The organism is Bradyrhizobium sp. LB13.1 (assembly GCF_054056815.1).
The window spans coordinates 3,425,406-3,440,230 of record NZ_JBSRYQ010000001.1; the positions used below are offsets into that span (position 1 = coordinate 3,425,406).

A 14,825-nucleotide genomic window follows, 5' to 3' on the forward strand; every position below is an offset into this window, starting at 1 on the left:
GCAGGAGATCTGCCGCCCGTCGTCGCCAGCGCGGAGGGAGTGGCCATCATCAGCCGCCGGGCGCGTTGGAACGCGAGCTGGTCGGCGCGCGACTGCCGAGCGTCGTGGAGCCGCTGGTGTGGAACAACCGCAGCAAAAGGGCGATCGCCATTGCCGTCGCGGAAAACGCGACCACGACCCCGGTGATTACCAGGGCCTGCGGCACCGGATCGTTGCCAACACCCGCCGCAGCCCCCCTCCGTCCGACGATTCCGAACAGAAGGAACACGCCGCTACCGAGCAAGTTGAACGCGAGGATCTTGCGGAGCGATTGCGGGTTCGTGATCAGGCCGTAAAGCCCAAGCCCGACCGCAGCGGCCGCGCACAATCCGAACACCGATACGCTGCTCATCGCTATGTATTCCTTTCCGGCGCGCCAGCGAGGAGGAGGGCTAGGGTCGCTGCGATCGTGAGGATCATCGCGACCTCGATGCCGAGAATTAGCGGTTTGGCGAACGCAACCGGATAGGCGAGGAAGGCCGCTCCGAAACAAAGCCCGCCGAGGCCAACGACAAGAAACAGGCAGGGCCCGGCGACCAGGATAAACCGCAGCCATCGGCTGCTCACCGGTGGTGTGTCCGCCAATCCAGCCATGATGACCAGCAGCCACATGGACGCGAGAACCGCACCGCCCTGAAATGCTCCGCCGGGGTGATCGGCGCCTGTCCACAGCATGTAAATGCCGACGACGATCCCCGCCGGGGGCAACAGGCGGGCGAGGAAGGCGAGAACGCCATTTGGGTTGGCTTCGTGACGCGGTCCCGGACGGCCGCCCCAGGCCCGGTCCGACGCGAGCGACCAGACGCCCACGACGGCCAACAGGAGCACGACCTTCTCGAGCATGGTGTCCAGCCCTCGAAATGCCATGAGGACATTGGTGACCGGATTGGCCATTCCGGTCGCTCCGGCATTCGCGACGACCGCCGGTGCCAGCGTCGGAGCATAATCGGGCAGGATCAGGATCGCGAACGCCAGGGTTTGCCGCGATCGATGCGGACAGGATAGCGGCGATCAGACGTGTAGAACGGTCTGGTCGTTCGGCTGCCGTCGCCTCGGCATCGCGCAACCGGGCAGCCGCACCCAACAGCACAACGCCGCCCAAGCCGCCGCCGATGGCGGCTTCCGTCAGTGCGACATCGACCGCGTCGAGACGGACCCAGATCAGCGCAACCAGGAGACCGTAGGCGACGAAACCGACGGTCGCCGAATACGTCTCGGGGACGGCGATGGTCCAGATGGCGAGGCCCAGTACCACGGCGGCGAGTGCGATCTCGAAAACCGTTGCGATGCTCATCTGGCCCCGCTTCGGCGCACCGCGCGCGCGATCAATTGCGAGACGGTGGCGCCCGCCAGCAGTGCGAACATCCAGATGCTGATCAACTTCAGCCCGTCGCGAAGGCCTTCAGCTTGCGGGAGCAACCCGAGCACGACGAATCCGAGGCCGAGGTTGTCTGCCTTGGTCAGCGCGTGGAGGCGGGTCAAGGTGTCGGGGAAGCGAAGGAGGCCCACTGTACCTGCCAGGAAGAAGAACGCGCCCGTCGACACGCACGCAATCGTCATGATGTCCCGCGCGAGGTTCATTTGCCCTCCGCCGAACCGACGCCGTCGCTTTCCAGGCGGGACAGCCCTTTTTTGACGAACGCGATAGACGCGAAAGTGGCGAGCAGCGCGAGGATCAACGCCACGTCAACGGCCGCCCGGACGCCTGTCACGGTGCCGAGGAGCAGCAGCACGGCAATGCCCGCGGTGCCGATCAGCTGCGCAGCCGTCATCCGATCGGCATCGCCCGGACCGCGCAATATCGACACAAGGCCGAGGGCCAGCAGCGTCAGGATCAAGCCGACGGCGGCGGTCAGGAATTCAGTCATTGTAGAGGGCCCGAATGAGTGCCGCTTCCTCGGCGGCGAGATCGGCAAGGACCGGCTGCGTGACATCGAGGCAGTGATAGATGATCTGTCCGTTCTCCTCGCCGGCAGGCACTGTTCCGGGCAGCAGGCTGGTCAGTGTCGTGAAAACGTTTTGCCGCACGCCTCGCGGCAGCCGCGTCGGATAGGCTACGAACCCGGGACGCAGAGGCAATCGGGGGTTCAGCGCGCGGCCTGCCACGTCTATTCCGGCGACGACGGAGTGATACAGGAAAAGCGACGCCAGACGGGCAATGGCTGGGAGCGACCGCCGCGAACTGCCCGGCTCCAGCAAGTACAAGCTTGTCCAGGTTGCTACCGCGATTGCGACCGCTGCGGCAGGAACGTCTCCGACCTGAGCGCCAGCGAGCACGAGCCAGAGGCAGCCGAACCCGACCGCACGCGAAGCAACGCTCGACCACCACCCTCGGGTGATGGTGCCCGCCGGCACGTTTCGTTGTCCTGAGGATCCGCTCATGCTGGAAATCCTCCATCGGCATCACATCGCATCGTCGAGCTTCAGGGTACCTGAAGGGATCAGCCTTCGCGTTGGTGCACGACTGCGCGTAGCGATACATCATAGGTCGTTCGTCCGGCGCCAGCGTGCCGGTGCTTCGCCGGACGATTCCATCATGTGTCCTGGGCGTAGGCGGCGATATCGGGTGATTGCCTAATCGGGTCTCGGGAATCTCCCAAGCCGCGAACCCGGGCAAACCGCGATTACATCCGGACGCATCGGGTAGATTTACCGATGTCCGGGACCGGCGCTTCCGGCAAAAATGGCGGCGGGGATCGTCGGAAGACCGAGGCCTGCGGAAAGCCGATTTGCCAGGCGACGTTTCACACCGGGAACGGAAGAGCTCATGTTCAAGCGCGGCAGCCATTCCTCGTTCAGACGCATCAGAGCTATGGCCATTTTGACGGCGCTCTCGCCGGTGCTGGCAGCCTGCGGGAGGGAAACGGCAGCGAATGACACGCCAGCGCCTCGTATAGTGCGCACGACGACCGTGGAAAAGCGCAAGCTCACGACGCCCCTGACGTTCTCCGGACGGATCGAAGCCGAAGATGAAGTCAATCTGGCATTCCGGATCTCGGGTCGGCTGTTGAACAACGACACCAGGATCGGCGATCGGGTCAAAGCCGGTCAGGTGCTGGCGCGATTGGAGTCCCAGAACGAGTTGAACGCGCTGCGCCAGGCACAGGCGTCGCTTGCCGCGGCACAAGGGCAGCTGACACAGGCGCGCAATCATTTCGACCGTCAGGAGACGCTCCTGGCGCAGGGTTGGACCACACGGGTCAACTACGATGCCGCGACGCAGGCCCAGCAAACGGCGCGGTCGCAAGTCGACGCCGCCGAAGCCGCGCTGAGTGCCGCGCATGACCTCGTCGGCTTCACCGAACTGAAAGCCGATGCCCCAGGCGTGATCACCGCCACCGGTCAGGGAGCCGGGGAAGTGGTGCAGGCCGGACAGATGATCGCGAGGATCGCGCGGCAAGACGGTCGCGATGCTGTCTTCGACGTTCCCTCTCAACTGGTCAGATCGGCTTCGGCCGATCCGGAGATCGAGGTCAGCCTGGCAGATGATCCGACCATCAAGGCCAAGGGGCGCATCCGCGAGGTTGGCGCGCAGGCCAACGCCGTGACCAGGACCTTCGAGGTCAGGGTCGGCCTGACCGACCCACCGCCGGCGATGCGCCTTGGTGCGACGGTCGTCGGGCGGGTGAGCACGAGCGCGGGACCGATGATCGATATTCCGGCCTCAGCCCTGACGAGGATGAACCAGCGACCCGCCGTGTGGATCGTCGATCCAGCCGTCAGTACGGTGTCGGTGCGCAATGTGGACGTTCTGCGGTTCGACGAGGCCCAGGCGGTGATTTCGCAAGGATTGGACACCGGCGAGATCGTTGTTACCGCTGGGGTCCAGGCGCTTCATCCGGGCCAGAAAGTCCGGGTTCTCGGATCAGAGCAATGAGCGGGGTCAATCTGTCCGATTGGGCGCTGAAAAGCCGTTCGCTGGTTGTCTATATGATGATCATCGCGGTGGTTGCGGGTGGGCTGTTCTATTTCCGCCTGGGTCGCAACGAAGATCCGGCCTTTATCATCAAGACCATGGTCGTTCAGGCCGCTTGGCCGGGCGCGTCCGTCGAGGAAATGATGAAGCAGGTGACGGAGCGCCTCGAACGCCGCCTGCAGGAGACGCCGCATCTCGACTTCCTGCGAAGTTTTACCAGGGCAGGCGTCTCGACCGTCTTCGTGAATCTGAAAGGCAGTGCCAGCGCACGAGAGGTCACAGACACCTGGTACCACGTGCGCAAGTCGATCGGCGACATGCGCCATACGCTACCCGCCGGAGTGATCGGGCCTGGGTTCAACGACGAATTTGGCGATACTTTCGGAATTATCTACGGCTTTACCAGCGACGGCTTCAGCCAGCGTGAGCTGCGCGACCGGGTCGAAGATATCCGCTCAAGGCTGCTTCTCGTGCCCGACGTGTCGAAGATCGAGCTCCTGGGCGAACAGGACGAGGTGATCTTCGTCGAGTTCTCCACGAAGGAGCTTGCGGCACTCGGAGTCGACCGGTCCGCCCTTATTGCGGCCCTCCAGTCGCAAAACATCGTACGTCCGGCCGGAACGATACAGACGAGCGCCGACAGCATCTCGATACGGGTATCTGGCGGGTTTCAGTCGGAACGGGACATCGCCGACATCAATTTTTCCGCGAGCGGACGTATGCTTCGCCTGAGCGACATCGCGCGGGTGCGTCGCGGTTACACGGACCCGCCCCACCCGATGTTTCGGGTCAATGGGAAGCCGGCGATAGGACTCGCAATCGCCATGCGGGACGGCGGTGATATTCTTGCGCTGGGTGCGAACATCACGAAGGCGATGGCGCAAATTACCGCGGACCTCCCGATCGGGATCGAGCCAAGCGTGGTCGCGGATCAGCCCGTCGTGGTCAACCACGCCATTCGGGAGTTCATGGTCTCGCTGCTTCAGGCGATCGCCATCATCATGGTGGTGAGTTTCATCAGCCTCGGCGTGCGACCCGGCCTGATCATAGCGCTTGCCATACCGTTCACGCTGGCGATCGTCCTGCCGATCATGGGTCTGCTGAGCATCGACATGCAGCGGATATCGCTCGGCGCGCTGATTATCGCGCTCGCGTTGCTGGTCGACGATGCGATGACGACGACCGACGCGACCCTCACCAAACTGGCGGAGGGCGCCGGCAAGGTCGAGGCGGCAACCTTCGCCTACCGGACCCATGCGATGGCGATGCTCGCGGGCACGCTGGTGACGATCGCGGGATTCATCCCGGTCGGCTTTGCGGCAAGCTCGGCCGGCGAATACACGTTCTCGCTGTTCGCGGTGGTGACGATCGCGCTGCTGGTGTCGTGGTTCGTCGCGGTCATTTTCACGCCGCTGCTTGGCGCTGCGATCCTCGTCCCGCCCAAGCAAGGCAACTCAGCCGACCCGGGCAGGATTTTCCGGATCTACCGCAGTTTCCTAACATCGGCGATGCGCGCGAAATGGCTGACCATTACGATCTCGGTGGCGCTCTTCGTCGCCTCGGTTCTGGCGATGCCGATGATCCCGCGGCAGTTCTTTCCCTCGTCGGATCGGCCGGAGCTGCTGGTCGATGTCAGCCTGCCTCAGAACGCTTCGATCTACGCGAGCGAAGCTGCGGCGAAGCGCCTCGATGCCGCGCTCGCGAGCGACCTCGATGTGGCGCGGTGGAGCACCTACGTCGGACGGGGTGCGATCCGCTTCTATCTGCCCCTCAACGTCCAGCTCCCGAACGACTTCTTCACGCAGACCGTCGTGATCGCGAAGGATGTCGCCGCACGCGAACGCCTGCATTCCAAGCTTGAAAAGCTGCTCGCCGAAGAATTTCCCAAGGCCATCGCGTTCGTATCTCCGCTCGAGCTCGGGCCGCCGGTCGGTTGGCCGATCCAGTATCGGGTCAGCGGGCCTGACGTCGAGCGGGTGCGCGAGATCGCGCTGCAGGTCGGGAAAATCGTCGCGTCCAGTGCGGACACCAAGCAGGTGAATTTCGATTGGATGGAGCCCGACCGACAGGTGCGCATCCGTGTCGACCAAAACGAGGCGCGACAACTCGGCCTGAGCTCGCAGGCAACCGCGACCGTCCTGAACGCCGTCATCACGGGCACGCCCATCACCCAGGTCCGTGACGATATCTACCTGGTCAACGTGGTGGCGCGGGCTACCGACGAGCAGAGGGTCTCGTTGGACAGTCTGCGCAATCTGCAAGTGGGACTGCCGGGCGGACAAACGGTTCCTCTCAGCCAATTTGCGTCCTTCGAGTATGACCAGGAGTTTCCGCTCATCTGGAGGCGAGATCGGGTTCCGACCTTGACGGTCCAAGCCGCCATCGCCGGTGACAGCTTGCCGGAAAGCGTGGTCGCCTCGCTATTGCCGGCGATCGAGAAGTTCCGGAAGACGCTCCCGCCATCGTACAGCGTGGTGGTGGGTGGGACAGTGGAGGAAAGTCAGAAGTCGCAGGCATCCGTGCTGGCGGTCGTGCCGGTGATGCTATTGGTCATGTTCACAGTCCTCATGGTGCAGCTCCAAAGCTTCCCTCGACTGTTCATGGTCTTGAGCGTGGCTCCCCTGGGGCTGATCGGGGTCGTCGCAGCGTTGATGTTGTCCGGGAGGCCGCTTGGTTTCGTCGCCATTCTGGGGGTCCTCGCGCTCCTCGGCATGATCAGCAAGAACGCCGTCATCCTGATCGGTCAGATCGACGCGGAACGCGCCCTCGGCAAGACGCCCTGGGACGCCGCAGTCGACGCCAGCAGCTCCCGGTTCCGGCCGATCATGTTGACGGCCGTATCCACCGTCCTCGGGATGATCCCGATCGCGCCGACGGTGTTTTGGGGACCGATGGCATTCGCGATCATGGGCGGCTTGCTGGTGGCGACGGTCCTTACGCTCGTCTTCTTGCCGACGATTTACGTCGCGTGGTTCGGCGCGACCGAGCGGGCCGGCGGCGCCGCTCTGCGCAAACCGTCAGAGGGGGCAAAGCAAAGCCGGATAGGGGAATCCTCGTCATCGGCTAGGTAGTCAACCCTATGTTTTTCCGCTCCATGATGGGTGCATCTGTGACGACAGATAATCGGGACGCTTCTAATGACCACCAATAAGGACGTCCAAAGATTGCCGCTGCGGACCCTGACAGCCATGGTGGTCGGCGGCATGGTCGGTGCCGGCGTGTTCTCGATACCGCGCAACTTCGCGCAGGCGACGGGCATCTACGGGGCCCTTATCGCCTGGGCCATTGCTGGTGCCGGCATGCTGATGCTCTGCTTCGTGTTTCAGACGTTGGCCAACCGCAAGCCGGATCTCGATGCCGGTGTCTACGCCTATGCGCGGGCGGGATTCGGGCCGTATGTCGGCTTCTTTTCGGCGTTCGGCTACTGGGCCAGCGCCTGCGTCGGCAACGTGTCTTACTGGATCTTGATCAAGTCGACGCTCGGCGCATTCTTTCCCGCTTTGGGCCAGGGCAATACCTTGACCGCAGTCCTGATCTCCTCGGTCGGGATATGGGCATTCCATTTTCTGGTGCTGCGCGGCGTGAAGGAAGCAGCCGGAATCAACGCCATCGTCACGGTCGCCAAGATCATTCCGCTGCTGTTGTTCGTGGTGTTGTCGATCTTCTTCCTCAAGCCGTCCGTGTTCGTGGACAACCTCTGGGGCGGCGCGGCGGGCGACTATGGTAACCTGTTCGAGCAGGTCAAGGCGACGATGCTGGTGACCGTCTTCGTGTTCCTGGGCATCGAGGGTGCGAGCAACTATTCGCGCTTCGCGGAGAAGCGCGAGGACGTGGGTGTCGCTACCGTCACGGGATTTCTCGGCGTGCTGGCGCTGTTCGCGTCGGTGTCGATATTGGCCTACGGCGTCCTGCCACGCGCGGAGATCGCGCAGCTTCGCCAGCCCTCTGTCGGTGGCGTGCTCGAGGCCGCGGTCGGCCATTGGGGAGCGGTGTTGATCGGGGCCGGCGTGATCGTCTCGGTTCTCGGCGCTTATCTGGCGTGGACGATGATGGCTGCCGAGGTGCTTTCGGTGGCCGCCAAAAAACTGGACATGCCGGCGTTCCTGGCACGAGAGAACGCCAATCAAGTGCCGTCATCGGCGCTGCTGATGACCACGCTGCTGATTCAAGTGGTGCTCGTCGCCACGCTGTTCTCAGACGACGCCTTCACCTTCGCGCTGTCGCTCTGCAGCCACCTCTCGTTGATTCCGTACTTTCTGTCAGCGGCCTTTGCGTTGATGCTGGTTTTTCGCAGAGAGACTTACGAAAAGGACCCGCGCGACCTCCGCAAGGACACCATCATTGCGGTTCTGGCGACGATCTACACGATATTCCTGTTGTTCGCCGGCGGGACGAAGTTCCTGCTGCTCGGCTTCATCATCTACGCCCCCGGCACGATCCTGTACTACATCACGCGGAAAGAACAGGGCAAACAGCTCTTCACGCCGGCCGAATGGGTCTTGTTCGCGGTGGCGGTGATCGGATGTGTCGTCGGTATCCATGGCCTCGCTACCGGCTATATCAGCATCTAGCCCCAGTACGAAAGGAGCCACCAATGGCGAATTCCTCAGCCTTCGGCGTTCATTCGGAGGTCGGTCAGCTCCGGAAGGTGATGGTGTGCTCGCCAGGTCGGGCGCATCAGCGGCTCACGCCGTCGAACTGCGATCAGTTGCTGTTCGATGATGTTCTCTGGGTGGAGAACGCCAAGCGTGACCATTTCGACTTCGTCACCAAGATGCGCGACCGGGGCGTCGATGTGGTGGAAATGCACAACCTTCTGGCCGAAACGGTGGCGGTACCGGAGGGTAAAAAGTGGATACTCGACAATCAGGTCGTGCCCAATCAGGTCGGGCTCGGCTTCATCGACGAATTGAGGAGCTACCTTTCCGGCCTCGACAATCGCGCGCTTGCGGAAACCTTGATCGGTGGCCTGTCGACTCATGACTTTCCTGAAGAGCATGGCGGCCAGGCGATCAAGATGGTCAAGGAGGCGGCGGGTGCCACCGAGTACCTGCTGCCGCCGCTGCCGAACACGCTGTACACGCGCGACACCACCTGCTGGATCTATGGAGGCGTGACGCTCAACTCGCTTTATTGGCCGGCCAGACACGAGGAAACGATCCTCACAACCGCGATCTACAAGTTCCATCCTGATTTCGCCGGCAAGGTCAATGTCTGGTGGGGCGACCCCACGCACGACCATGGGCTGGCTACTCTGGAGGGCGGCGACGTGATGCCGATCGGCAAAGGAGTCGTGCTGATCGGGATGAGCGAACGTACATCCCGTCAGGCGATCAGCCAACTCGCGGCGACGCTGTTTGCGAAGAAGGCGGCCGAACGCGTGATCGTCGCGGCGATGCCCAAGATCCGCGCAGCCATGCATCTCGACACTGTGTTCACCTTCGCCGACCGCGACTGCGTACTGACCGCGCCCGACTTCATCAATCAGACCCGCGCCTACTCCTATCGCCCGAGCGACCAACCGAGTGGCGTCGAGTTGCACCCCGAGAACAAGCCATTCGTCAGTGTCGTCGAGGAAGCGCTGGGTCTTAAGAAGCTTCGTGTGGTCGAGGCGGGAGGAAGCGATTATCAGCGCGAGCGCACGCAATGGGACAGCGGCGCCAACCTCGTCTGTGCGTCGCCAGGCGTGGTGTACGCGTACGATCGAAACACCTACACCAACACACTGCTGCGCAAAGAAGGTATCGAGGTCATCACCATCGTCGGGGCGGAACTGGGCCGTGGTCGCGGTGGCGGCCACTGCATGACGTGCCCGATCATCCGTGACGCCGTGGACTACTAGCGCAGAGGCACCCTGGCGGGTGAAGCCAGGATGAAGCCTGGGCGAAGCCCAAGGCATCGGAGGCCGTGAGTTCGGGAAGCTCGGCCGGCCTCGCGGCCGTTCAGCGGCCTCGGCACATGCAGGAGCTTGCATCGACGGCCCCGAGCCCGCAATGGGCAGGATCGTCACGAGGCTCTCGCCTTCCTTGCAGCTGTTTCACACGCTCGACCCCACGCAGGCGCTGTTTAAGGCCGGGCGCCGCTCACTGATCATCGGCATCGTCATCCTCGCGATCTGTCTGGCAGTCGGATGGCTTGCTTCATTGATGCTCGGAGATGGACCTCTCCCAGAATGAATCTGCGCCGGTCTACGGTGGCGCGGTTTAGGAAGCGATGTGCACGTTTCTTTCGGCAGTCTCCGAGCTTGTGTGATCCGAGATTGTGTGGTCAGGCAGTAACAACATTCCGCGAAAGGGTCGTGCGTTGTCGGCGTCGCTTGACACAACTACTGCGGGGCCTATGGTCGCGTCGTTGGGGAAGGCGGGGCCGACAGTCTCGAGGTTCAGATGCGTGTATCTGGAGTTCTTCTGCAGCTGGTTGGAGCCTTGGGTGCCACTGCTGCAGTGGCCGCGGACGTGGACCTGAAAGAGTTCAGGGCGGATCCGCCGGCACTGCCGCTGCCTTCGTGGAGTGTGGTCGGTTCCGTGTCGTCGATGTTTACCGACAACGCTCTGTTCACGCGCGACGCCCGCAAGTCGGATGGTTATTACGAGCCCGATATCAGCGCCAGACTGGACGGATACCTGACGAACGACCTGTCCTATCGCCTCTATGCCCGCGCGCAGTATGAGGCATTCGCAACGGAGAAGGACGGGAATGCCGCAATCGCCCGCTTGGGAGGACGATTGACCGAGAACTGGAATGGCTGGCGGTTCTCGGCGATCTACGAAAATCGTTACGACTTCGACGGCGTCTACCGCGGCCTCGCGTTTACCTCGAACGACGTGATGGGATCGGTGGCCCGCGACTTTCGTATCAACAACGTCACCCTGTCGCCATTGTTGCTGCTGACCTACCGGTTTTCCGATCTTGCGGAAGCGCGCCGCTGGCGCTTCGATGCCGTTCTCGGAATCGAAGTGCAGCTCGACTCCAAATGGTCGGTCGTGAGCTCGCCTCTGTTCGAAGCCTATTGGTTCACCGATGGATTGAATTCAGGACGGCAGGACCAGCTCTATTCGGCGGATATCGGTCTGAAGTATAATTTCGCGAGCAATCTGTCGCTCACGACCACGGTGCTGTACGAGGCCCGGACGTCCAACGTTCCGATTCGGCACTACAGGGATCTTCGGATCGGTCCGCGGCTCGACTTCGCCTTCTGAGAAAGAATACGAAATGTCAACGAGACGACTCTTCGTCCTGCTGTGGACGGTTTTCGGAATGACGGCGGCAACCGCCGCGTTGGCGGACCCCCGTGATTCCGTCGAGCGGAGCCAGCGCATGGATACCGACGCGCTCCGGGATGACATCGGGCAGAATCGCCTGCGAGTTCCCGCTCATCCACTGGTGATAGTACCGGCCCCGCAAACTCCTCCGGTCTCTCGGACGAAGAAGAAGTCGGGCTCAGCCAAAGATAGCGGTCGATAGGACGTCGTCGTGCGGTAGTTCGGGCATCTGGCGATGTGCCAGAAACGACGCCACCCTGCATTTCCATAAAGCTCGTCCCTGATGGTCTGGACCGTAAGGTGACGTTCGGTCGTGTCCGGATGCGCGACGAAGAATTTTAGCAGTCATTGTCTCATTTTATCGCGTTGGTTCCAGCGATTGGCACAAACTGCATATACCGGACGAAAACTCATGTCAGTCATGCGCAGGTTTTGAAGTATTATGAATTAACCCCTTGGTTGTATGGAAAACCAGGAGGTATGATAGTGCACGTCATTCCCTTAGGGGTGCGCGTCGAATTGCGGCCCTCATGGGACATGTTGAACGGGTCATTATCTAGGTCGTCGATTGGCGACAGTCGATGTCCAGGACGGACTTAAAAGCTGGATGCGTCCAATGAAGCCGTGCAGCCTTCCTGCGAGCCTGTTGAAGCCACATGGAACCGCGAAGCGCCTCGGTCGACACCGGATGAGCGTTCTTGAGTCTTCTGAAGAACAGCCGGATAACCCAACCGGTCGTGATTTGGCTTCCATACAGGAGGGTATTCAGCAGCGGATTGCCTCGGAACTTCATGATTCGACTTGTCAATATTTGGTCGCGGCAAGTCTTGGGTTGATGCGAATCCGCGCCTGCGTCGGCGGAGCAAACGGCGTCGATAGGCTTTGCGACGACGTTGATGCATCGATCGACCGCGCTCTGAGGGATATCCGCTCGCTTACATATTTGCTGCATCCACAGGACGTGATGGAGGAAGGACTGAAGGCGACGATCGAGTGCTATGTCCGCGGCTTTGCTGCGCGCACCGCCTTGCGCGCCCGGAGCGTCGTCGACGCTGGAGTGGACGGGCTGCCATACGACAGCCAAAGGGCATTGCTGCGGATCGTTCAGGAAGGACTCGCGAACATATTCCGGCACGCGAGCGCGACGGAGGTCAAAATCCTCGTCCAGGCAACCCGCGGGCAGTTTCGACTGACCATCAGCGACAATGGACGCGGCTTCGCGGCTCACCGCGCTGAACGAGGCGGCGGAACGACGTCGATGGGTGTCGGCATTCCCGCCATGAGGGAGAGGCTCGCGCGCCTTGGCGGCAGCCTCGAGATTCGATCCGATCCGGAAAGCTCCGGGACCACGTTGTACGCGGTTATCCCGGTTCGCAACGAGGCGAAGCGGCACAAGCGGCGCTTGTTGTTGCAGTCATGAGAGCCGACGCGCATCTCCAAGGACGAGATCCGTCGGGCGACCGTCGCGCTCCGATACGGCCATCGGCTTGCGGTACTCGAAGCGGCGGCGATCGAAGCAGGAGCACTTTGCATGAAACGTATCCTGATCGCCGATGATCATGAGGCTGTCCGTTCAGGTATCCGAGCGGTGCTTGGGCAACGTGCCGATTGGGAGGTCGTGGCGGAGGTGAGCGACGGCAGAAAGGCAGTTGCCGCCGCGATCGAGAGCAGGCCGCATGTCGCCATTCTGGATTTCTCCATGCCGCGCATGACCGGAGTTGAGGTGACCCGGCGGATCAGGGAGTGCTCGCTCCCCACCGAGGTCCTGATCTTCACCGTTCACAGCTCTAGCCTGCTGGCGCAGCAGGCCTATCAGGCCGGTGCGCGGGCCTTCTTGTCGAAGTCGGAGGCGAACAAGCTGCTGCTTGCGGCTGTCGATTCACTCCTGGTTCACAAGTCGTTCGGCGTTGGAAGCGGGGTTGACCATATGGATTGCGCACCGCTCGATGAGGCGAGGCTGACGCCCCGCGAGCAACTGGTCGTCAAGCTCGTTGCCGACGGATACAGCAACAAGGGCATCAGTGCCATCTTGAACCTCAGTGTGAAGACCACAGAAGCTCACCGGGCCGCCGCGATGCGGAAGCTCGATGTGAACTCGACAGCCGGTCTGGTCCGATACGCGGTTAGAGCCAAACTGGTCGACGAGTGATGGAGCATTCCGGCGATCGGGACATCCGCGACCCGATCTCAGGGTTTTGTGGGATAACTTTCCGGAAGAGGGTCGATACAGTCAGCCGACTTGGCTGCCAGTCATCTCCGTTGATTGCCCGATAGGTTCTGGGTCGACATACGGGAGCGCCCGTCGTGAAGCGCATCGTCATTGCCGATGATCATGAGGTTGTACGGTCGGGGCTGCGCGCGATCGTCCAAATGCGCTCTGATTGGGTCGTCGGCGGCGAGGCTTGCGACGGCGAGCAGGCCCTGGCTTTGGCGATCGAAACGCGTGCGGACGTCCTGATCGCCGATTACTCGATGCCGTTCATGAATGGACTCGAAGTGAGTCGCCGCCTCAGCGCTATGCATATGCGAACGGAGGTGTTGATCCTGACGATGCATGACAGCGAGGAACTGTTGACGGAGGCCATTCTGGCCGGCGTTCGCGGCTTCCTGTTCAAGTCTGATGCCCGAGAACACCTGATATCCGCGATAGACGCCTTGCTTGATCGCAGGCCGTACTTCACTGGCGTGTTGCTGGAAAAGCTTCTGCGGGACTTCCAACTCAACAAGCAGAACAAGTCGGGCGTACTGCTCACCTCGCGGGAGCAGAGCGTGGTCCAGCTCATTGCGGAGGGGCATACCAACAAATCGATCAGCGCCATCTTGAAATTGAGTGTGAAAACCATCGAGACCCATCGTGCCGCGGCGATGCGCAAGCTCGGGATGTCATCGACGGCGGAGCTTGTTCGCTATGCGATTCGGAAGAAACTGGTCGCGCCATGAGTGCGACGACAGCGACCGACCCTGCGCTCCGAGGCTAGTTTTCGTCGTCTCGTCGAAGCACACGCGCATGCTGGCAGCGAATTCCGAGGATCCGGACCGGGCGGCCGGCGCAGACGCATTTAAGGTCCCCCAGCCGGACAAGTTTCCGCGATCCGGTTGAGTTCGCCATCATTGCGGGACTAGAGTGCCCTTGCGGGGAAAATAAAACAATGATGGCACGGCGCTATGCGGTCCGAAAGGCTTGCCCTGGCTGCGGCAGGCCAATGAAGGGTTTGCCGGACGATGCAGCGGAGGGACGGCTGCGCTACGTCTGCGCCAAATGCGACGACGACCCGCTGCGTGATCCTGCAGCGCGCAAGTGGGCGGACGGCCCGCTGCGTCCTCCGGAGAAATGAGCGCTCTCGCCAGCTATTCCGATCGGTTAGAGCAGGAACGAGGCTCTCCAGAGGGGCGTGCGCCGACCTGCTCGACGCGTAGACTGAGCGCATGGCGATCATGGAGAACTCCGACCAAGGAGATCATCCGGGAGACGCACGGCCAGATGCATTTTGCGGCGCGCGCTTACCGGTTTTTCGCGGGCTTCGCGGACAAGATCTTTGGCGATACGATACCGCTGGATCAGCGCGATTTTTCAGAAACATCCTATTTCGTAGACGACTAAAACAGCT

The 14,825-nt window shown here is 61.9% G+C and carries 15 protein-coding genes and 1 pseudogene; 10 read left to right on the forward strand and 6 right to left on the reverse strand.

Going from position 1 to position 14,825, the window contains the following annotated elements; translation table 11 throughout:
• Positions 1 to 49: 49 nt before the first annotated feature.
• From ACVWYI_RS16045 to ACVWYI_RS16070, 6 genes and pseudogenes are all read right to left on the reverse strand, one after another.
• Positions 50 to 391 (reverse strand): NADH-quinone oxidoreductase subunit K, encoded by a 342-nt coding sequence (locus ACVWYI_RS16045; protein WP_456664532.1) that lies wholly within the window; start codon positions 389 to 391, stop codon positions 50 to 52.
• A 2-nt stretch (positions 392 to 393) separates the two neighbouring features.
• Positions 394 to 933 (reverse strand): Na(+)/H(+) antiporter subunit B, encoded by a 540-nt coding sequence (locus ACVWYI_RS16050; protein ID WP_456662580.1) that lies wholly within the window; start codon positions 931 to 933, stop codon positions 394 to 396.
• A 226-nt stretch (positions 934 to 1,159) separates the two neighbouring features.
• Positions 1,160 to 1,333: pseudogene (locus ACVWYI_RS16055) on the reverse strand (hydrogenase subunit MbhD domain-containing protein); the annotation flags it as partial.
• Positions 1,330 to 1,620 carry a cation:proton antiporter gene (locus ACVWYI_RS16060; protein WP_247340913.1) on the reverse strand — a complete coding sequence of 97 codons (291 nt, stop codon included), beginning with the start codon at positions 1,618 to 1,620 and terminating at the stop codon, positions 1,330 to 1,332. The gene ACVWYI_RS16060 and the pseudogene ACVWYI_RS16055, both read right to left, overlap by 4 nt.
• Complete coding sequence (locus ACVWYI_RS16065; protein WP_456662581.1) at positions 1,617 to 1,907, reverse strand: monovalent cation/H+ antiporter complex subunit F; 291 nt, start codon at positions 1,905 to 1,907, stop codon at positions 1,617 to 1,619. The genes ACVWYI_RS16060 and ACVWYI_RS16065 overlap by 4 nt, the downstream gene beginning before the upstream one ends.
• On the reverse strand, positions 1,900 to 2,421 hold the full coding sequence (locus ACVWYI_RS16070; protein ID WP_249803911.1) for a Na+/H+ antiporter subunit E: 522 nt from the start codon (positions 2,419 to 2,421) through the stop codon (positions 1,900 to 1,902). Before ACVWYI_RS16070 ends, ACVWYI_RS16065 begins: the two co-directional genes overlap by 8 nt.
• Before the next feature lie 385 nt (positions 2,422 to 2,806).
• On the opposite strand from ACVWYI_RS16070, the gene ACVWYI_RS16075 reads away from it, so the two are divergent.
• The 10 genes from ACVWYI_RS16075 to ACVWYI_RS16120 all read left to right on the forward strand — a co-directional run bounded on the left by ACVWYI_RS16075 (position 2,807) and on the right by ACVWYI_RS16120 (position 14,818).
• A complete protein-coding gene (locus tag ACVWYI_RS16075) occupies positions 2,807 to 3,916 on the forward strand; it encodes an efflux RND transporter periplasmic adaptor subunit (RefSeq protein ID WP_456662582.1) in 1,110 nt (369 codons plus the stop codon).
• Positions 3,913 to 7,026: an efflux RND transporter permease subunit gene (locus ACVWYI_RS16080; RefSeq protein ID WP_456662583.1), complete on the forward strand. Its 3,114-nt coding sequence runs from the start codon at positions 3,913 to 3,915 to the stop codon at positions 7,024 to 7,026. The genes ACVWYI_RS16075 and ACVWYI_RS16080 overlap by 4 nt, the downstream gene beginning before the upstream one ends.
• 66 nt (positions 7,027 to 7,092) lie before the next feature.
• Entirely contained in the window at positions 7,093 to 8,526 is a 1,434-nt protein-coding gene (locus ACVWYI_RS16085; RefSeq protein WP_354105880.1) for a basic amino acid/polyamine antiporter, read from the forward strand.
• 23 nt (positions 8,527 to 8,549) lie between these two features.
• On the forward strand, positions 8,550 to 9,797 hold the full coding sequence (gene arcA, locus ACVWYI_RS16090; RefSeq protein WP_247340908.1) for an arginine deiminase: 1,248 nt from the start codon (positions 8,550 to 8,552) through the stop codon (positions 9,795 to 9,797).
• Between the two features lie 151 nt (positions 9,798 to 9,948).
• Positions 9,949 to 10,131: a hypothetical protein gene (locus tag ACVWYI_RS16095; RefSeq protein ID WP_247444833.1), complete on the forward strand. Its 183-nt coding sequence runs from the start codon at positions 9,949 to 9,951 to the stop codon at positions 10,129 to 10,131.
• Positions 10,132 to 10,410: 279 nt separating this feature from the next.
• Positions 10,411 to 11,154, forward strand: a complete 744-nt coding sequence (locus ACVWYI_RS16100; RefSeq protein WP_456662584.1) for an outer membrane beta-barrel protein — start codon at positions 10,411 to 10,413, stop codon at positions 11,152 to 11,154.
• Between the two features lie 751 nt (positions 11,155 to 11,905).
• Positions 11,906 to 12,637, forward strand: coding sequence for a sensor histidine kinase (locus ACVWYI_RS16105; protein WP_456662585.1), 732 nt, complete (start codon positions 11,906 to 11,908; stop codon positions 12,635 to 12,637).
• Positions 12,638 to 12,748: 111 nt separating this feature from the next.
• Positions 12,749 to 13,366, forward strand: coding sequence for a response regulator (locus ACVWYI_RS16110; RefSeq protein ID WP_247340904.1), 618 nt, complete (start codon positions 12,749 to 12,751; stop codon positions 13,364 to 13,366).
• A gap of 155 nt (positions 13,367 to 13,521) precedes the next feature.
• The gene (locus tag ACVWYI_RS16115) at positions 13,522 to 14,157 is read left to right on the forward strand and encodes a response regulator transcription factor (protein ID WP_247444830.1); all 636 of its coding nucleotides are present in this window, start codon (positions 13,522 to 13,524) and stop codon (positions 14,155 to 14,157) included.
• Positions 14,158 to 14,548: 391 nt separating this feature from the next.
• Entirely contained in the window at positions 14,549 to 14,818 is a 270-nt protein-coding gene (locus ACVWYI_RS16120) for a hypothetical protein (RefSeq protein ID WP_456662586.1), read from the forward strand.
• Positions 14,819 to 14,825 lie beyond the last annotated feature (7 nt).